This is a genomic window from Mesorhizobium australicum WSM2073, assembly GCF_000230995.2.
Classification (GTDB): domain Bacteria; phylum Pseudomonadota; class Alphaproteobacteria; order Rhizobiales; family Rhizobiaceae; genus Mesorhizobium; species Mesorhizobium australicum.
Genome location: NC_019973.1, coordinates 2,874,099 through 2,893,508, shown reverse-complemented (window position 1 = coordinate 2,893,508; position 19,410 = coordinate 2,874,099). Strand labels below are relative to the sequence as shown.

The 19,410-nt window shown below is 58.9% G+C and carries 13 protein-coding genes; 8 read left to right on the top strand and 5 right to left on the bottom strand.

Translation table 11 applies throughout. The features are described from left to right. The first annotated feature begins 13 nt into the window (after positions 1-13). Complete coding sequence (locus tag MESAU_RS29620; protein ID WP_051041284.1) at positions 14-2,053, top strand: acyltransferase family protein; 2,040 nt, start codon at positions 14-16, stop codon at positions 2,051-2,053. Here MESAU_RS29620 and MESAU_RS13810 read toward each other — a convergent pair. The 3 genes from MESAU_RS13810 to MESAU_RS13790 form a co-directional block, all read right to left on the bottom strand. Next, positions 1,986-4,013, bottom strand: coding sequence for an O-antigen ligase family protein (locus MESAU_RS13810; RefSeq protein ID WP_015316636.1), 2,028 nt, complete (start codon positions 4,011-4,013; stop codon positions 1,986-1,988). The genes MESAU_RS29620 and MESAU_RS13810 overlap by 68 nt on opposite strands. Next, the gene (locus MESAU_RS30130) at positions 4,010-5,296 is read right to left on the bottom strand and encodes a glycosyltransferase (RefSeq protein WP_015316635.1); all 1,287 of its coding nucleotides are present in this window, start codon (positions 5,294-5,296) and stop codon (positions 4,010-4,012) included. Before MESAU_RS30130 ends, MESAU_RS13810 begins: the two co-directional genes overlap by 4 nt. A gap of 107 nt (positions 5,297-5,403) precedes the next feature. After that, positions 5,404-6,312, bottom strand: coding sequence for a hypothetical protein (locus MESAU_RS13790; protein ID WP_041163371.1), 909 nt, complete (start codon positions 6,310-6,312; stop codon positions 5,404-5,406). Between the two features lie 140 nt (positions 6,313-6,452). Here MESAU_RS13790 and MESAU_RS13785 point away from each other — a divergent pair, with 140 nt between their 5' ends. Beyond that, the gene (locus MESAU_RS13785) at positions 6,453-8,261 is read left to right on the top strand and encodes an ABC transporter ATP-binding protein (protein WP_157163639.1); all 1,809 of its coding nucleotides are present in this window, start codon (positions 6,453-6,455) and stop codon (positions 8,259-8,261) included. A 60-nt stretch (positions 8,262-8,321) separates the two neighbouring features. Here the strand turns inward: MESAU_RS13785 and MESAU_RS13780 are convergent, their stop codons facing one another. Next, positions 8,322-9,065: a class I SAM-dependent methyltransferase gene (locus tag MESAU_RS13780; RefSeq protein ID WP_051041282.1), complete on the bottom strand. Its 744-nt coding sequence runs from the start codon at positions 9,063-9,065 to the stop codon at positions 8,322-8,324. A gap of 92 nt (positions 9,066-9,157) precedes the next feature. After that, on the bottom strand, positions 9,158-10,288 hold the full coding sequence (locus tag MESAU_RS13775) for a glycosyltransferase family 4 protein (protein WP_015316631.1): 1,131 nt from the start codon (positions 10,286-10,288) through the stop codon (positions 9,158-9,160). Between the two features lie 232 nt (positions 10,289-10,520). Here MESAU_RS13775 and MESAU_RS13770 point away from each other — a divergent pair, with 232 nt between their 5' ends. The 6 genes from MESAU_RS13770 to MESAU_RS13745 all read left to right on the top strand — a co-directional run bounded on the left by MESAU_RS13770 (position 10,521) and on the right by MESAU_RS13745 (position 19,336). After that, the gene (locus MESAU_RS13770) at positions 10,521-11,801 is read left to right on the top strand and encodes a nucleotide sugar dehydrogenase (RefSeq protein WP_015316630.1); all 1,281 of its coding nucleotides are present in this window, start codon (positions 10,521-10,523) and stop codon (positions 11,799-11,801) included. Positions 11,802-11,994: 193 nt separating this feature from the next. Next, positions 11,995-12,789, top strand: a complete 795-nt coding sequence (locus MESAU_RS13765; RefSeq protein ID WP_015316629.1) for a class I SAM-dependent methyltransferase — start codon at positions 11,995-11,997, stop codon at positions 12,787-12,789. A gap of 70 nt (positions 12,790-12,859) precedes the next feature. Then, the gene (gene asnB, locus MESAU_RS13760) at positions 12,860-14,830 is read left to right on the top strand and encodes an asparagine synthase (glutamine-hydrolyzing) (protein ID WP_015316628.1); all 1,971 of its coding nucleotides are present in this window, start codon (positions 12,860-12,862) and stop codon (positions 14,828-14,830) included. Beyond that, positions 14,785-16,272: an O-antigen ligase family protein gene (locus tag MESAU_RS13755; protein WP_245262979.1), complete on the top strand. Its 1,488-nt coding sequence runs from the start codon at positions 14,785-14,787 to the stop codon at positions 16,270-16,272. The genes asnB and MESAU_RS13755 overlap by 46 nt, the downstream gene beginning before the upstream one ends. Before the next feature lie 640 nt (positions 16,273-16,912). Then, the gene (locus MESAU_RS13750; protein WP_015316626.1) at positions 16,913-17,968 is read left to right on the top strand and encodes an ABC transporter ATP-binding protein; all 1,056 of its coding nucleotides are present in this window, start codon (positions 16,913-16,915) and stop codon (positions 17,966-17,968) included. Positions 17,969-18,007: 39 nt separating this feature from the next. Beyond that, positions 18,008-19,336 (top strand): ABC transporter substrate-binding protein, encoded by a 1,329-nt coding sequence (locus MESAU_RS13745; protein ID WP_015316625.1) that lies wholly within the window; start codon positions 18,008-18,010, stop codon positions 19,334-19,336. Positions 19,337-19,410 lie beyond the last annotated feature (74 nt).

Below are 19,410 nucleotides of genomic sequence, written 5' to 3'. Positions count from 1 at the left end.
GAGTTGGCGGACCTTGCAGAATAAGAAGGTCATCCTGCCCCAAGAGCAAGGCTCCCGCTCGTCTACCGTGTTCACCGCAACCGACAGGCCAGATGATCATCGCACGGACATAGACGGGCTTAGAGCAGTCGCCATCGTGGCGGTTCTCTTTTTCCATTTAAGAGTTTGGGGTTTTTCCGGCGGCTTTGTCGGCGTCGATGTATTTTTCGTGATCAGCGGTTTTCTGATCACACGTATTGTTGCAGCCGACATCGAATCAGGACGCTTCAGTCTCGCGCGGTTCTATGCGCGCCGGGCTCGCCGCCTCCTGCCAGCCTTCTTCGCGACACAGGCGTTTTCCTGCGTCACCGCATTTGTTTTGTTTGCACCTCAGCATCTGGAAAGCTTCGCTACCTCTGTCCTGGCTGCGAACTTCGGCTTGTCGAATATCCTTTTTTGGCGCGAGTCGGGCTATTTCGACCTCGCAACGCGCATGAAGCCTCTCCTGCATACCTGGTCACTGAGTGTAGAGTGGCAGTTCTATCTCGCTTGGCCCCCCCTGCTTTCGGTTTTGCTAGCACTATTCCCACGGCGGATGGTTTGGCTAGTTATGGCAATCGCCACCTTAAGCTTCTGCCTAGTCCTCGTATTCCAGGATGGATCATTTTGGCTGCTTTCACGCACGCGCGCGGCTGAGTGGATCGCGGACGGCCGTGCAACCGTCTTCTACAACACGCCTTTTCGCGTGTTCGAGTTCACTTGCGGCGCGGGGTTGGTGTGGCTTCCGAAGCCGCGGCCCGTCATCGTTCACGAGTTCCTCGTGTTGCTTGGGCTGGCTCTCATTTTGGGCACAATATTCGTTCGCGATAGCAACTTGGGCGCTCCGGCGTGGAATGAGCTTCCGCCTGCTATCGGAGCCGCGATGGTCCTGCATGCGGACCGCTCACGATGGGCAGGACTTTTGTTGCGCAATCGACCGTTCGGGTATGTCGGACGCATCAGCTACTCACTGTACTTGGTCCATTGGCCCCTGATTGTGTTTTGGGAATATGGCCTCCTGCGACCACTGCTGCCGACCGAGACCATCTTTGTCGGGCTCGTGTCCCTCGCTTTGGCCATCTTGATGTTTCACGCCGTCGAGCAGCCTTATCATGCCGGCCGTGGCTTCGTCGGACTCCTCGGACTTGCTTTGGCTGGCCTGGTTTCATTCTCATTCGCCAGCTACGCGATGTCTGACGGTATGCCTTGGCGTCTCCACTCCACCGCCGCGGGAGCAGAACTCGCCGACAGTGTAGCCTTGAAGGCGATCACCGGCTCATTGGAATGCGTAGATTTCTGCGAGTTCGGAAACCTTCAAAGCTCAGAGAAAATCCTGGTGGTTGGAGACTCGCACGTTGACCACTACACACGCGCTCTGGAAGAGCTCGGGGGACGGGAATTCCACTTTCTGCTGGCGCAAGCGGGCAACTGCTACTTCGGTGCCGATCTTCAGACCCGACCCAGTGGCGCAGTCACGCGGCACTGCCGGGCCGCAAACGATCAAGCTGCGCGGTGGATGAAGACAGGTGGAATCGTGGCCATCATCCAAGGCCAGCGATGGCCTGGATATCGCAATCTCCTTGAACAGAAGGGCACCGGCGCCCCTGTGGATATGCCTGATCTGGCGAAGCTGTTCCCAGCAATGCTTGCCGATATCGCTAAACTCTACGTTAGTTTTCGTGGTCCGGTCATCTTGATCGGGCACGCGCCGAACACCAATCTAATTTGCGGGCTGAGACCGGCCTATATCCCCTTGCCCTGCCAAATGCCCTCGCGGGTAGAGCATGTCGCCTTCAAAGCGGCGTTTCGAGTTTTCGCGGGGGCGCATCCCGGTTTCGACCTCGTAGACCCAATCGAGACCATATGCTCGGCGACGGAATGTCGTGGGACAGACGACGCTGGACACAGTCTATACGTCGACGACCACCACCTGTCGATCTTCGGCGCGAGGCTTGTCGTTCCGAAAATTATCCGGAGGCTGCAGACCGATCTGTTAATGTCACGGCAACCACCGTCGCAACAGACCATAAAATGATCGTGCCTAGAAGAGCGAAACAGAGGGCCCCTATCGAAAGCGGGACGGCGACTTCGTAGGTTCGCTCATTGCTGCGAGGGTCGCTCGAATCCGTGGGCGCAAACAGCACAGCATCGCGCCGGCGAAAAGTATACTCGCCGTGCCCGACGGCCGGCCATGAATGCGAAGACCAGCCTATGCGACGCAACGATGTCCCGTTTTCGCGCAGATAGGATGCTGGCGAAGACGGAATGCCAGACAGGTTGTCTAATTGGAAAAGGCCGGGAAATTGCGGCCGCGGAAGCAGCGTTTCGAATCCGCCCCGCGCGGCAAACACGGTCTCGTTCTGCAGCCGTCCGATAATAAGCGGTGGTGTGACGACCAATATCGCGACACAGCCGGCACCGAACGCGGCGACACCGACGACGGTTCCGCAAGTAAAGCTCCACCGCTCCCCTTTACCTGTTGGTGTTGGCTTTTCGGCAGCCACTTTCGTTGCCGCGAGCATGCCGCCAATCCCAAGCGCAATCGGAAGAAAAAGACTCGGTGTCAACAAGAGGTCATGCGAGGTCAGCATCACCCCTCCCACTGCGACACCGAGGGCAAGATCGCCGGCGTTCCTTGAAAAGCAGAAGGCAAAGCAGACCAAGCCAATCGGAATCATCCAGCCAAGGTGACCAAATGCGATTGCAAACAGGACGAAGGTGTTGTGGGGCGCGAGGGCTTGCGCGTCTTCAAGTCCCCTGCCGAAGAAACCACCTTCTCGATAGGCGAGCAAGCCCCGCTCGAGAAAGAGAGCCCTTGCCGAAATCGAGTTCCTCTCGCCTTCATTCGTCAGCCGATCGGCGAGCGCCTGCATCTTGGCGACGTTCGTGGATTGGGTGACCGCCGGCGGTGGCGCGATACCGGGTGCCAGAGGAGACGAAGTTACGGCATCCGCAGATGCACCAGCTTTGGGATGGCCCGAACTGGTCGCGGGTTCGGCGGGAGGCGTGACAATGCTGGCAGAACTCGCCCCAGGCGCAGCCGGTTGATCTACCCACCCCCCTTCCGGCGATGGCGCAATTGGCACTATAGCGGCAGGCGGAGATCGATCTATAGCCTCCGATGCTTCGTCGAGCGCTGTGCTTACAGACAATATCCCGGCAAAGGATTCCCGCATCGCAATTCGGAAAGACGCATTTGTGGCCAATGCGATGCCGGTAGCTCCCAGCAGTGCAAACGCAACGATGGACGCACGGCCGCAGCCCCCAAGATCGATTTGAATGTGACGGCCGCTGCGCAACCATTGCCAAATGCGAACGATGATGGGCACAGCCACCGTTGCAAAGGCGGCAAGAAGGGTCGAGCGCGAAAGCGTCGCAAAAAGCGTTATGGCTACAAGAACAAGGAAGCTAGCGCGCCACTTTTGTGCGACGGCGCGATAGCTCGCGGCAGCGCCAAGCAGAAGTCCGGCCGCTGCGACGTTGGGATTGATCGCCAAACCGGCGGCCCGGCCGGGAGTGTTGGTGAAGCCGTTGCCAAAGAGGAGATCGAGGAAGCAAACCAGCGCATTGAGCACTGTGACTGATGCCGAGAGGCGCAACACGATTGCCGGCGCCGAGGCAAGCATGAGGACAATCGCCGCGCCGCCGAGGAAAAGCGTGATCAGGTAACACTTGGCTACGATCCCGACTGGATGAAACGTAACCGGGACGATTGCCATGGCGGCGGCGATCACAATCAGAAGAATTGCGCTACGCACGTCCCGACGCGTCGCAAGAATGGCGATCGAAACAATCAGCACGCCACCATAGATCGCATGGAAAACCAGCCTCGCAAACTCGTCCCGTCCCGTGAAGAAGGGCAGGAAGTATGGCATGAACCAGGACTGATAAATGACTATGGTAAATGCGCACAGGCCGGCGGCGAGGCGGGGCAAGATCGCCCGCATCGGACGCGCCGAATTCCTTGAGCGTTCAGAGAGAGCAGTCCCGCTCATTTATTGTCCTCGATATAGAGGCGTTCATAAGCATCGACCATGGATCCGACCGAGTAGCGCTCTCTCATCATCCGTTGCCGAAACTCGCGATCGGCGGCCGGCTCCGGCAACTGGTCAATAACGGCAAGGAGCCCGCGAGCCAGATCGGTAGGGTCGCGAGGCATCACCAGGACACAACCCGGCATACCCGCGACAGCTTCCGGATTTCCTCCGACATTTGTAGCGACGACGGGAAGACCTGCCGCGAGTTTTTCCATCAAAGCGTTGCAAAAACCTTCTTCGTGGGAGGCGATCACACCGATATCCATGCCGGCGAGCAGGCTCGGGACATCATTCTGCAGTCCCAACAGTCGTACCTTCGACCCAATCCCGAGGCGCTCGGCTTGGTCGTTCAGACCCGGCCCGATGCCCCGATCCTGTCCTGCCACGAACAATCTTAGCTTCGGTCGACTTTTGCTGGCGAGAGCAAACGCGTTGATGAGATCGCCATGTCCTTTATACGGGATCAGATTGGCGACTATGACGATGCCGACGTCGTCGGCCTCGAGACCGAGGTGGCGCCGCATGTCGCCTCGTCGGCGGCCGATATGATCGAAGCGACCCAGATCGAGACCATTCGCAATCACACGGACGCGGTCGATATCGTAGCCATCGCGAGCCGCCATATCGGCCGCGACTGCATGCGAGTTCGCAACCACCACATGTGAGAGCCGGTTGGCGATGCGATCCATACGCTTCAGCCGCGGCCAGCGCTCCTGGTGATTGCCCAGACCGCGTCTCGAAGTGATGACGAGTGGTGCCAAGGCAAATCGTCCTGCGAGAGCGCCCAGGAAGTTGGTCAAAGGCAAGAAGGCGTGGACAACGCGCGGCCGCGTCAAAGCAGTGCGAATGACCAGCGAAGTGACCGCAGCGCCGAGAACCAGCATCGCCTTCAGGCTCGGCCGCGTCTTCGGGGCAAAGCTTGATTTGGCTTCCGCCGTGGCCGATATCGACGTTCGCGACGGAGTCGCTCGGTGAAACCCGTACGATATCCGCACTCCTGCGCGATGCAGTGTTTCGGCCAGAACGCCGCCCTGTGAAAGCGCAAAGACCTCGACGTTCCAGCCTCGCTTCTTCAACTCCGTGGCAAGCAGCACGAGCTGGCTTTCCGTGCCGCCGAGATCAAGCGTCCCAACAACAAAGAGCACCTTGCGGCGAGGCCTTTTCGCCACTGGTGCCGAACGCACGGTAACGCGTTCTTGGGCTTCAGCATCCGTCATCGATAATTTATCTCGCAGCATCATCCGCCCCGCCGCCTTTTTGGTGTTCCCAGCTAGCCACAAGAGGCGGCGGTCTGTAAGCGGCAGTCTCTGCCGGACCATGAGCTCTGCAAAGGGTCTCGAGCAAGCAACTAACTCGACCGAGCAGTTCTGCGAACCCGCGCCGGCACAAGCCGAGCAAGCCTTTCACGGTGCCGGAGCAGCATGCCAATGGCCGCGAGCAAGACACCGCTTCCTAGAAACGCCAGCGGCGGAGCCCATTTCAAGCGCTCGAACTTTGCCTCGTAGGCACGTACGCTGTTGAAGTCTTCGGCGGTGCCAAGCGGCTGCCAGGCCTGACCATACGCCCTCCTTAACAGAGGCAGCATCGGCCCGAATTGCGCGTAATAGTCGTCGATGATCGACGGGTCTTGTTGCACGTCCTCGAGCGAGTGAGGAACGAAGACACCGTAGTCGGAATCCAGAATGCTGCCGTTGGACTCAACCACAGTGTGCTCGGGGACACTATAGATCGTGGCTTCGATGCCTTGATCGGCGAGGACAGAGTAGACGATCTTCGAAACTTGGGAGCAGAACCCATAGCCCCGATCGAGTGCTTTGCGGGGAGTCACGAATTCATAATTCTGAAGAGTTTGCCGATATTCTGGGCGAAAGCTCAGGATCCAGAGCAGGTAGTTGTCGAAAATCCCGATCCGCGTGTAGGGCACATCAGCGACCGCCCAGCGGTCACCTTCTGTCCAATAGTGCACCATTCCACCCGCCACGGCCGTCGTGAGACGCTCGAGATACGCCTGCATTGGCTCGCTCTGGCGCCGGTAGAGATCCTCGACGTTTGCCACTTTCTGCGCAAACCCCAGCGGCCCCTCAATTGCGGCAGCGGGGGGAGCGGGGTAGGCGCTGACCAATCCAAGCGGGTATGCCGAGACGAAGAACAGAAGCGCGCTCCCTACCCCGGCGGAGAACACGCCGAGTGTGCGAAGCAATGCCGCAATCAAGGTCAGCCGCTGCTTTCGATCCCGAATCTTTATAGCGTCGCTCATGGTTGAAGCATATCACTTCACCGCAATCGCGGTCTCTCTCGCCATTACGCAGAGTTGTGGACACTTCACCTTCCTGCTTCCGCGACAAAATTGTCAATGGGCATCGGTTGTGACTTGTCGTGGAGCTACGAACGTGTGCATTGAGCGCGCTGGATGCGGACATCGATTTGGCATTGAGCGGAAACCGAAACTCGGGCAGCACTTTCGACACACTGCGACGCTTGTGGCGGCAGGTATCGAAAATTAGACAGAGGCAGTTTTTCGGCCTCCTTGTCTTGATGATGTTCGGTGCACTTGCGGAAGCTGCTACTTTGGGTGCCTTGTTGCCGTTTCTCGCGCGCATCGCCAATCCCGAGGCGGTTGGCGGCGATTCGTTCCTCGCACGCCAGCTTGTCGGCTTTCGGCTGACCGGCTCTGCAGACAGCCTCCTCGGTCTAACCGTTGTTTTTTCGGTGGTCGCGATCATGGCCGGCGCTGTGCGCATATTCCTTGCCTGGGCCACGAATTCTTATGTCTTCTCGCTCGGACACGAGGTCGGCGTGAAGGTCTATGACCAAATACTCCGCCAGCCCTACAGCTATCACGTTTCGCGCAACTCCAGTTCTGTGTTGGCCGCGCTCCGGCAGGTTCAAGCCATCACCGCGGGTGTAATGCTGCCACTGTTGCAATCAATTAGCGGCATAATCATCGGTCTCTTTATCGTCGCCGCCCTTTTTGCTCTAAGTTCGTTCATCACCTTCGTTATCTTCGCGGGCTTTGGCGCGGTCTACCTCGCCATGTCGCTTGTCATCCGCAAGCACCTCAAGAGGAATGCACAAATTATCGCCACCACACAGGCCGAAGGCATCCGATCTGTCCAGGAGGGACTAGGTGGCATCCGCGATGTCATCATCAACGACACCCAACCGTACTTTCTCTCGCGATACAGCGAACTCGACTCACGCCTGCAGCGCGCGAACGCAACCAACGCGCTTGCGGCGGGCGCGCCGCGTTTCGCGATCGAAGCCGCGGGGATGGTGATCATAGCGGCGCTTGCCTATTTCCTCATCACCCGCTCGAACGATCCCGGCCAAGTCCTTCCCATACTGGGAACATTTGTTCTTGGAGCGCAGCGCCTGCTCCCCTCCATGCAGCTTGTATACGGCAATTGGGCGCTGATACTGAGCAATCTTGCCGGCGCTGAAGTCGTGCTTCAGGCGCTCGAGGCACCAGTTGGCCCAGAGTGGAACCAGCCGCCGGCCAAGCGCCTCCCATTCGATCGCGCGATCATGCTCAAGGATCTGTCGTTTCGTTACGCTTCTGACCAACCGGCGATACTTGAGCGGTTCAATCTCACGATCGCGAAAGGGACCAAGATCGGGTTCGTAGGCAAGACAGGCAGCGGCAAGAGCACGGCAGTCGATCTCATAATGGGCTTGCTCGAGCCGACCGGCGGAGCGATCGAGATCGACGGCCAGAAGCTGGATGGCGCTACTCGGCGGGCGTGGCAAACACAAATCGCGCATGTGCCGCAAAGCATCTTCCTCGCCGACGCTTCCATCGCCGACAATATCGCCTTCGGCATCGATCCTGCCATGATCGATCGTGAGCGCTTGCGCAGTGCCGCGCAGCAGGCCGCTTTGGCAGATTTCATAGAAGGCTTGCCCCAGGGCTATGAAACGCGGGTGGGCGAGCGTGGGGTTCGTCTATCGGGTGGCCAGCGCCAGCGCATCGGCATCGCTCGGGCCTTGTATAAGCAGGCTTCCGTGCTTGTGTTCGATGAAGCCACGAGCGCGCTCGACATGGAGACCGAGGCCGCGGTCATGGAGGCGATCCGGGAATTACCCGCCGACCTGACGGTGCTGATCATCGCGCACCGCCTCACGACGGTGGAAAATTGCGATGAAATCGTGACCCTCGAAGACGGCCGGCCGCATATATGGACGAAAAACGGCGACCAGAGCGCTTGAAATGTGTCTCGCCGCATCGACCCAATGACGCGCTTGACTTTGTTGTTGCATGCCGTTCCCTCAGTTCGGTTTAGAGGTCGATTTGATCGGGTTCCGGAAAAGAAATTCAGTGCAAGCTTCCCCTGTGGAGATCCTGACGAGCTCGAAATCGAACCGTCTGTTCAGGAAGTCGATCACCGCCTGGTCGTCGGCAAACTCCATTGGCCAGCCGCCCAGCCAGTCGCGTATGTCGGTCATATAGCTCATGCCGCGACCTTTTTTTTTCTCGTAGATCTGCTTCACAAGCGAGAGCAGTCGCAATGGATTGCGACCGAGCCCGAAGCGCCAGATGTACCAATATTCCAGCCAGCGTCTTTGGTGGGGGTTGGCGGCATTGTATCGCCGTTTCACGTCGAGCCAGAATTGCGCCGAAGGCCTCACGACATTCGATGAGTAAAGAGCGATGAAGAATAGACCACCGGGCGCAACCGTGCGCGCCGCATTTTCGATTGCCTGCCACATGGCACCGGTGTGGTGGAGCACGCCCCAGGAATAGACCAGGTTCCAGGTGCCCAGCTTGTTCAGGTAGTCGATGTCGAGCACGTCGCCGCGTTCAACATTCCAGTTCGGCGGGTCACCGGCCAAATGGCGCAGCTTGCCGGTTGTGCTTACCGAAAGCGGGTCAAAATCGAATGAATGTATCCTGTCCGCTTTTGCGTCCAAGGCAGCAAGCGAGTGCAGTCCGCTGCCGCTGCCGATATCGAGAAAGTGGATTCCTTCGAGGCTCTGTCTGCCGAGGAATGACAAGAGCTTCTGTGCCGCCATCCGACGGCGTTCAGGCGAATAGTGCCTATCGATGAAGGACGCCCAATTAGCCCCGAATTCGTAGCGATTTGAGGATGGATTCCCTGCAAAGGTCATTTTGCGGCTTGGTGCCCGGTTTCGATAATTTCCATCATGTGAGCTGTAACTTTGTGAACATCATAGCGCTCTTCTGCGATCGATCGACTGTTCTTGCCCATGTACTCGGCTTCGTTTGGGTTGTCGATCAAGCGGATCATGGCTTGCGCCAAGGAAGGCGTGGCGCCAACCGGCACCAAAAGGCCGTTCACGCCGGGGATGATCGGCGCACGACAACCCGGCGCATCTGTCGTGATCACCGGGCGCCCCATTGCCATCGCCTCCAGGACCGATCGCGACGTACCCTCCCGGTAAGATGGAAGCACGAAGATGCGAGAATCGCCGATCAGTCGGCGTACATCATCGACAGGCCCGTGGTAGTGGATGGTTCCGTCTGTGACGGCTGCCTCAATCTCCGACGCTGGAAATCCCGCTGGATTTGGATCCCGGTCGCCGACCAGGTCGAAACGAGCCTCTGGGCGAACCGCCTTCACCAGCCTCGCCGCACCCAGATATTCCGCGAGACCTTTATCGCGAAGTAGGCGTGCGATCATGAGAAACCGCGGCTTCTCCGGCAATGGCACGACCTTGAAGCGTTCAAGGTCTACACCCGAACCGTTGGCGACATTGGCCGGTGTGCGCCCGAGTAGTCCCAGGCGACGAAAGTCATCCCGGTCATCGAGATTCTGAAAGGTGGCAGTGGTGGCAACACGCAGGCTCGCGCCATAAAGAAGCCGGGCCGCCGCATTGACGATCCTCCACCGTAGAGATTTGTGACGGTCCGTGAACGCATAGCCGAGGCCTGTGATAAGCGCGTGCCGGCGCGGCACCCCCGCAATCAGCGCCGCGGGCATGCCATACACGATTGGCTTGATCGCGCAGGTCAGGACGGCACGCGGTTTGAGCTCTCGCAGCTTGTTGTAAAGACGAAAAGCCAACGACGTGTCGCCGAATAGCGCAATAGAAGCCCGTTCCATTGGCAACGCGTGAAAGAGGATGCCGTTCTCGGACAGCCAACGAACGGTCGTGGCATCGCGCGGCGCCAGAGCATGCACTTCGTATCCGGCAGCGCGCAGCGCGAGCAGAAGATGTCCCCGCGTGGTTGCAAGGGATTTGGGCTCGCTCACGACAACAACGATACGATCCATGCGTTCAGGTTCTTGGCCAATTTGTCAGACCATTGCGCTGTTGTAGGGTCTGGAACACGCGAAACCCAATCCTGCCGCATCTTATCCACAACATCGATCTTCAGGTGGCGACATTCGCATTGCTCAGGGATCATTGTGAGCGGAGACTTCCCGCTTGCAATGACACATCGTTGAATTTGCGAGCGGCCTGTCATAGAAGCGCCCAACGCATAAATGGCTCTGGAATCCGCGGATGTCCGAACGCATCGCCGTTATAGGCCTGGGATATGTCGGCCTACCGGTAGCCGTGGCGTTTGGGAAGGTTTTCCCGGGCACGATAGCTTTCGATATCAGCGAACGCCGGATCGAGGAACTGCTTCGCGGCGTTGATCGCACGGGAGAGGTCGACACTGCGGCGCTCAGGGAATCCTCGATCGTGCTTACGACCGACCGGGAGATGTTAAAAGGCGCGACTTTCTTCATTGTTGCTGTGCCCACGCCTATCGACATCAACCGTGCTCCCGATCTTGCGCCGTTGAAACTGGCATCGCAGTTTGTCGGTGAAACTGTGAGCAAGGGCGCAGTCGTCGTTTTCGAATCGACGGTCTATCCGGGCGTGACCGAGGATTTTTGCGGCCCGATCATCGAACATATGTCCGGCCTGCGGCATCCTCATGACTTCGCGCTGGGCTACTCGCCTGAAAGGGCAAACCCTGGCGATCAGGAACACTCGCTGCGACGGGTCATCAAAGTCGTCTCCGGTGAGAATGCCGAGACCCTGGAGCGCGTAGCGAGAGTCTATGGCCAAATCATCGACGCCGGCGTCTACCGCGCGGGATCGATCAAGGTGGCCGAAGCAGCGAAGGTTATCGAGAATACGCAACGCGACCTCAACATCGCGCTGATGAATGAACTGGCAATGATCTTCGAACGGCTTGATATCCGCACGCAAGATGTCCTCGATGCCGCCTCGACAAAATGGAACTTCCTTCCCTTCAAGCCGGGCTTCGTCGGCGGCCACTGCATCAGCGTCGATCCGTATTACCTGACCGCCAAGGCGGAGGCCGAAGGCTACCACCCACAGATCATCCTCGCTGGCCGCCGCATCAATGACGGCATGGGAGCCTTCGTTGCCCAACAGATCGTCAAACAGCTGATCCGGTCGGACATACCCGTCAAAGGCGCTTCGGTCGGCATTCTCGGACTGACCTTCAAGGAAGACGTCCCGGATTTGCGTAACAGCCGCGTTTTCGACATGGTCAAGGAACTAAGACAGTTCGGAATCGTGCCCAAAGTTCACGATCCTCTTGCAGATACTGAATCCGCTTTACGCGACCATGGCGAGACAATCCTGCCGATTAATGAGATAGGCGACTTGCAGGCGCTTGTTTTGGCGGTACCTCACAAGGTTTATCTCACCAGCGAGAGAACGCGTCTTTTTCAAATGATCAAGCAAGGCGGAACACTGTTCGACATCAAGTCTGCTCTTAAGCCGAACGAGATTCCTGACAGTTTAAAATATTGGAGTCTGTGAGGCTCAGCCTACATTTAACAATGGGATATACAGCGACATCAAGCAGGTCCATTCTGATGGCCGACGCACCTGACTTCAGGTCCCATGTGGCAAGTGGCAGGCGCGGCTCGACCGGCTGAACGCTTTGGCTTCAGCACCTCTATCAGAATCAGCCACGGCTTCGGTGTTGGGAAGGGGCGATGGTGGGAAGCTTATGAACGCTCGATACGATTTCGGCCGCAACTGGTCTGCGCTTGCCGCGCGCTTCGAGGACGAGCATCTGGACCGAGCTTGCGCGGATCTTCGCCGCCTGCTTGGTGACCTGGAGGGGAAGACATTTCTCGACATCGGCTGCGGATCGGGCCTGCATTCCGCGGCCGCTCTTCGGCTGGGGGCGGCGAAAGTTGACGCCATTGACTATGACACCGAGTGTGTGGAAACGACCAAAGCCGTGCTTTCTCGCTTCGCACCAGAAGCCCAATGGAGTGTGAAACGAGCCGACGTCCTCGACAAAGCGTCGCTTCCGACCGCAACCTACGACGTCGTTTATTCGTGGGGCGTCCTGCATCACACGGGAGACATGTGGGGGGCGATCAGCAACGCGGCCGGCCTCGTAGGTCACGGCGGAAAATTTGCGATTGCGATTTACCTGAAGACACCGCTTTGCGGACTTTGGACAGTCGAAAAAAGGCTCTACTCGTCTCATCGGTGGCTGCGGCCTCCGGTCAAAGCGGTCTTCGTCACGGCCCACCTGTTGGCTAGGACGCTTCGCCATGGAGACACGATCGCATTTGTAAAGAATTATCGCGCCCGCCGTGGCATGGAGTTCCTGGCTGATGTGGACGACTGGCTAGGTGGCTACCCCTATCAATCCACCTCAGCCGAAGAGTTGGAGACGTCCCTGAAAAAACTTGGGTTTAGCACCAAGCGGCGCTTCAACGTAGTGCCTGGATTTGGCCTTTTTGGCACCGGCTGTGGCGAATGGTGTTTCAAACGGACGGCCCTATAGCAGTTGGCTTGCCTCTCTGACCCGGCAGAGAGAGAAGAGAGCCTAGGTCATTGTGGAGCTGTAACGCAGGATGTGCGGTATCGTCGGTATTGTGGGTGGAGCGGCCGCGACAAGCGGCGGCTCCTTAAGCGTGCGCCGTATGGCGGACATGATCCGGCATCGCGGACCGGACGGCGACGGCGTCTGGACTGACGCGGAGGCCGGGGTCGCGATCAGTCAACGCCGCCTGGCAATCATTGACCTGTCATCGGCCGGCGCGCAGCCGATGATTTCGCACAGCGGTCGCTATGTCATCGTTTTCAATGGCGAAATCTACAATCACGGGGAGATTCGGGCGCATCTGGACCGGGAATTCGGTGCTCATACTTGGCGTGGTCATTCCGACACCGAGACCTTTCTGGCTGCGATTGAAGAGCTTGGAACCAAAAAGGCCCTTGGACTGGCCGTTGGCATGTTTGCTTTCGGCTTATGGGACCGCAGGGGTAGAACGCTTACTCTCGGACGTGATCGCCTGGGGGAGAAGCCGATATATTACGGCCGGATCGGCAAGGCGTTCGCCTTTGCTTCAGAACTCAAGGCGTTCCAACCACTCCCGGATTGGCGCCCGGACATCGACCGGAATGCGCTGGCTTTGCTGATGCGCCACAACTACATCCCTGCCCCTTACAGCATTTATCAAGGCATCCGGAAATTAAGACCCGGCCACGTCCTTGTTCTTTCGGACCCGATGCGTGAGCCGCACGTCGAGAGTTATTGGAGTGCCAAGGAAGTCGCCGAACAGGGCCAGCGCGACACTTTTCAGGGAAGCCCCGACGAGGCGGTAGACGAAGTCGAGCGTCATCTTCGCCGCGCGCTCGAGGCGCAGATGATCGCGGACGTTCCGCTCGGCGCGTTTCTCTCTGGCGGCATCGATTCTTCCTCCATCGTAGCGGTTATGCAGTCGATCAGTTCACGACCGGTGCGGACCTTCACCATCGGATTTGACCAAATGGGCTACAACGAGGCTAACCATGCCCAGCAAGTAGCGCACCACCTCGGCACCGATCATACAGAACTTTATCTCAGCGAGCGGGACGCGCTCGATGTGGTGCCCCAACTGCCTGGCATTTATTGCGAGCCTTTCTCCGACTCCTCGCAAATTCCGACGTTTCTTGTCTCCAAATTGGCGCGTGGCAGTGTCACCGTGGCTTTGTCGGGAGATGGTGGCGACGAGTTGTTCTCCGGCTACACGCGCTATGCACTTGCCGATACTGTTTGGAACAAGCTTTCCCGGATCCCGATGAGCCTGCGGCGCGCATCGGCCAACCTGGCAACGCTGCCACCACCTGGTCTCTACAACAGTGTCGCAGGCGGGCTCATGCCGCTTCTGCCGCAACGCTTTCGCCGTGAGCGCGTCGGAGACAAGATCCACAAGGCGGCCTCGGTTCTTTCACTGCAAACGATGGACGAGGTCTACCGCCGTCTCTGCTCGCATTGGGAACCAACCGAGATCATCCCGGATGCGGCAGAGCCGCCTACCATGCTGACTGGATTGGAGGCGCTTCCATCGTTGCCAGGCAACGTCGAGCGGATGATGTATATCGATATGATGAGTTACTTGCCGGACGACATCCTGGTCAAAGTTGATCGCGCGGCGATGGCAGTCGGCCTCGAGACCCGCGTGCCGCTGCTTGATCACCGTCTGATAAGCTTCGCATTTTCGCTGCCGCTTTCCATCCTGCGAGCCGGCGGCCAGACAAAGTGGCCGCTCAGGCAACTGCTTTACCGACATGTTCCGAAGGCGCTTGTCGAACGTCCGAAAATGGGCTTCGGCGTGCCCATCGACGCTTGGTTGCGTGGCGCGCTTCGCGAATGGGCAGAGGCGCTGCTCGACGAGCGCCGATTGCGGGAAGACGGGTTCTTTAGGCCGGATGCGATCCGGCGCGCTTGGTCGGAACACCTCTCCGGACGCCGAAACAACCAGTATCTGCTTTGGGACGTCTTGATGTTTCAATCGTGGCGGGAAGCAGCCCAAGGAGCTTCATCGGCTGCCGCAGCCTGAACACGCGTCCAGACCGGGTTTTGCTCATAGAGCCGGATGGCGAGCGAAACGGATCCACACTACCAGATACCCAAGCGAGCGGCTATACGGATTCGAGCACGGGGGCCAAACACGGTGAGCAAGGATCAGCCGAACGATTCGCACGCGACCCGCAAAAGCGCGAAGCCAAGGCATTGAACGCGTTTAGATCGCTGCGGCGCCACCTGACGGCAGAACAGGTCAACCGCTACTTCTCGATGATCTGCTTTTTTTCGCCGGCAGTGCTCGGATCGGTGGTGAGCTTCGTATTTCATGGTGGAGCGCTCTGGTCGGTGGTGTTGCTGGCCGCCAAGCGACGCCGCTTGAACATCGACCGGCCGACGCTTGCCATGACGCTTGCGATCTATACCTATTGCGCGGCGATGGTTCTGGCCTCAATCGTGAACGGCACCCTGCGGGCCGATGCAACCCACTTCCTGCCACTGACCACCTTATTGCTGTTCCCGATCTCTTACTCGACCTGGAGCATCACCGACAAGGCGACGCTCGCACGCATTGCCGTGCTGGCCAGCGCGGCAGCATGTGTCGGTGCGCTGGCGCTGACCATCGTCCAATACTACTGGATCGGGATGCTGAGGGCCGAAGGAGGAGCAGGAAATCCGATCGTGTTTGCGACCGTCACCTGCCTTGCCGTGATAATGTGCCTTACGGGCGCCGTGTCGGGAATAGAGAAAGCCTGGAAGACACTCACCGCCGCCATACTCGCCGGCGTTGTAGCGACCGCCTATTCTGGCTCGCGCATGATCTGGGTGGCCTTGCTGATCGCCATTGTCGCCGTCCTTGCGATCAATCGTAAGAGATTTACGCGATCGAACATGAAGCGGGCGCTGGTGATTGCCAGCGCCTGCTGCTTGCTCACTGCGGTGATCACGTTTCCAATCATCGTACGGCGCACTCATTTCCTGTTCGACGACTGGAAAGCTTTAGCCACCAAAGGTGATCATTCCACTCCGCTCGGCCTTCGTGTTGGGCTCTGGGAAATTGGGATCGATGCGTTTCGCGAATCGCCACTATTCGGCCACGGCATGTCCGCCAGCCGGGCGATTTCGCAGCAGGGTTTCGAAAAAGAATATGGGGCGAGTCAGGGGTTCAACCATTTTCACAACGGCTTCCTGACAGCGTTGGTACAGGCCGGACTTGTGGGCGCGCTGACGTTGGCGGCGATCTTCATCGTCGCGATCTCGAACGCAACGAGGGTTCTTCGCCTTAGTGCCGATCCATTAGAGCGGTTCGGGGCGACCATGGTCGTAGTCACAGTGATAGTTTATCTTGTCGGTGGCCTGACAGGTATCCTTGTCGGCCACGATATTCTAGATTCGACGCTAATGATCTTTCTAGTTTCAGGGACATACTTGGCTTGCGGACAAACAGTTGCGCCGGTCCGGGAAAGTCGGCCGACATAACGTCGACAGGAGTATCGTACCGAATCGGCCTTTGCCCCGCCGCAGAGCCGCCTTGGGTTTGATCGCGCCCTCGGATGTCCGTCACGGATGGGTTAGTTGCCCTGTCGGGTGGAACCGTATTCGTCTTACCGATTGTCAGGTACCCGATTCTCTTCCCTTGATCGGAAAGGGCTTCAAAATGGGATCACCAAACCCATCGGACGCGGGATTATTTGGAGGGGACCGATCGAGGGTTGCCAGTCGGAAGCATTGTGCGCCTGACGCGTTGAGCGGGGTCCGTAGATAGACTAACCGCCTGCCGCCCGGCTCCGGGTCGTAGAGCGACGAGCCGCCTCAGATCGCGCAACCGTTTCACTCCCGGTCTAGCCGCCGCCTCGTTCCGCGATACTTGGAGAATCGGAGTGCACAAGGATGAGACCGCGATGTCCGATGGAATGCTGCGCTTGTCCGGAGCGGCCGAGTGCCTCTCGAAATATTGGAAACCCGATCTAGATCCCTCAGTCCGGGGGAGATCCGGCCGTGCTTTACACGCACTGCTGGTAGCGCTACCACTTCAGATGGAGGGGCGCGGCAAGACCGGAAGCTGCGTATGTAAAGTGGACGTCTTCCTGCAGGCGTCTCATCGCCCGGGAGGTAATCGATGGCGTCCGTTGCGATCCGCGATGTCTATAAGTCCTTCGGCGCCGCCGAGATTCTCCATGGCGTCGGCATCGACATAGAAGATGGCGAGTTCGTCACGCTCGTCGGCCCGTCGGGCTGTGGGAAGTCGACGCTGTTGCGCATGATCGCGGGGCTAGAGGGCATCACGCGCGGCGAGATCGCCATTGGTGGGCGCGTTGTCAACGCGGTCGCCCCCAAGGAGCGCGACATTGCCATGGTGTTCCAGAACTACGCGCTCTATCCACATATGACGGTGCGAGAGAATATGGCGTTCTCCCTGATGTTGAAGCGTGCCTCGAAGCAGGAGAGCGATGCCAAGGTTGCACGTGCCGCGGAAATTCTCAACCTCACGCCGCTTCTGTCGCGCTATCCCCGGCAGCTTTCGGGCGGGCAGCGGCAGCGCGTGGCGATGGGCCGGGCGATCGTTCGCGACCCGCAGGTGTTCTTGTTTGACGAGCCCCTCTCCAATCTCGATGCCAAGCTGCGCGTACAGATGCGCGCTGAGATCAAGGAACTGCACCAGCGCCTGAAGACCACGACCGTCTATGTCACTCACGACCAGATCGAGGCGATGACGATGGCTGACAAGATCGTCGTCATGCATGACGGCAATGTGGAGCAGATCGGGCGCCCGCTCGATCTTTATGACCGCCCGGACAATCTTTTCGTCGCGATGTTCATCGGCTCTCCAGCCATGAACATGCTGACAGGGCGCATTGGTGCCAGTGGCTTTGAAGGCAGCGGCGGCGTCGCCGTACACTTGCCGCGGACGCCGCAAGGCCTGAGTGGAGGTCCAGTAGTGCTTGGCATCCGGCCAGAGCATCTGCGCCTCTGCGACCAAGGCTTTCCCGTCACCATCTCCGTCATCGAACCGACCGGGTCGGAGTTGCAGATCATCGGCCGCGCGCCTGGTGGCGAAGAGATCGTCGCGACTTTTCGGGAGCGCCACCCGTTCCAGCCGGGCCAAACTGTCAGGCTCGCCGCCGAGCCAGGCCTGGTCCATCTCTTTGACGCAGATACGGGTCGCCGGCTTTGAACATGCCGAGGTCAGCCAATCAAACAGGAGGAAATGGCCATGAGATACACCAGAAGAGACGTGATCCGCACCAGTGCCGGTGCTGCGGCGGCCGGGGCAATCGGTAGCCGGCTGCTTGGCACGCCAGCTCTTGCCCAGGATGGGCCGAAATTCACGCCCGAAAAGGGAGCCAAGCTCAGGCTCCTTCGCTGGTCACCATTCGTCCAGGGCGATGAGAACGCCTGGCTGGCGCAGACGAAGAAATTCACCGAGGCTATCGGTGTCGAGGTGCGCGTCGACAAGGAGAGCTGGGAGGACATTCGTCCCAAGGCGGCAGTCGCCGCCAATGTCGGCTCGGGTCCCGACCTGATGTTCGTCTGGTTCGACGATCCTTTCCAATATCCCGACAAGCTCCTCGATGTGACCGATCTCGGAGATTATCTGGGCAAGAAATATGGCGGCTGGCACGAGGGTCCAAAGAGCTACGCCACCAAGGACGGCAAGTTCATCGGGCTGCCGCTGGCTACCATAGGCAACGCGATCGTCTACCGCGAGAGTTGGGTCAAGGAGGCCGGCTTCTCCGAGTTCCCGAAGGACACCGACAGCTTCCTCGAATTGTGCAAGGCTCTGCAAGCCAAGGGCCACCCAGCCGGCTTCACCCATGGCCACGGCGTCGGTGACGGCAACAACTACGCCCACTGGCTCTTATGGAGCCATGGCGGTAAGATGGTCGACGAGAACAGCAAGGTGGTGATCAACAGTCCCGAGACGCTGAAGGCGATCGAATATGCCCAGGCCCTCTACAAGACCTTCATCCCAGGCACCGAAAGCTGGCTCGACGTCAACAACAATCGTGCCTTCCTGGCCGGCGAGCTGTCGGTCATCGCCAACGGTATCTCGGCCTATGAAACAGCCCGGATCAACAAGGACAAGGATCCCAAGCTGGCTGAAATGGCCAAGGACATCCGCACGGCCAGCTTGCCGATCGGTCCGATCGGCAAGGCGGTGGAGCTTTACCAGGTCACCTCGGCGGTAATCTTCAACTACACGCCTTATCCCAACGCGGCCAAGGCCTATCTGCAGTTCATGTTCGAGGAACCGCAGATGTCGGAATGGATCAAGGGCTCTTCCGGCTATTGCTGCCAGACCTTGAAGGCCTACGACGACAATCCGATCTGGAAGGCCGATCCAAACTATGCGCCCTATGCCAAGGCGTCAGCGACGCTGCGCAACAACGGCTACGCAGGGCCGCTCGGCTACGCGTCCGCCGCGACCATGGCCGACTACGTGCTGGTCGACATGTTCGCCAAGGCGGTGACTGGTCGGGCGACACCGCAGGAGGCAATGGAAGAGGCCGAAAAGCGCGCCAACAGGTATTACCGGGTGTAGTCTGGACGTCTTCTTCCATTCGAGGGGGGAAGACGCCTGTTGTTTTCCGGTCGCCCCAGCAGGCGTCGCGACGT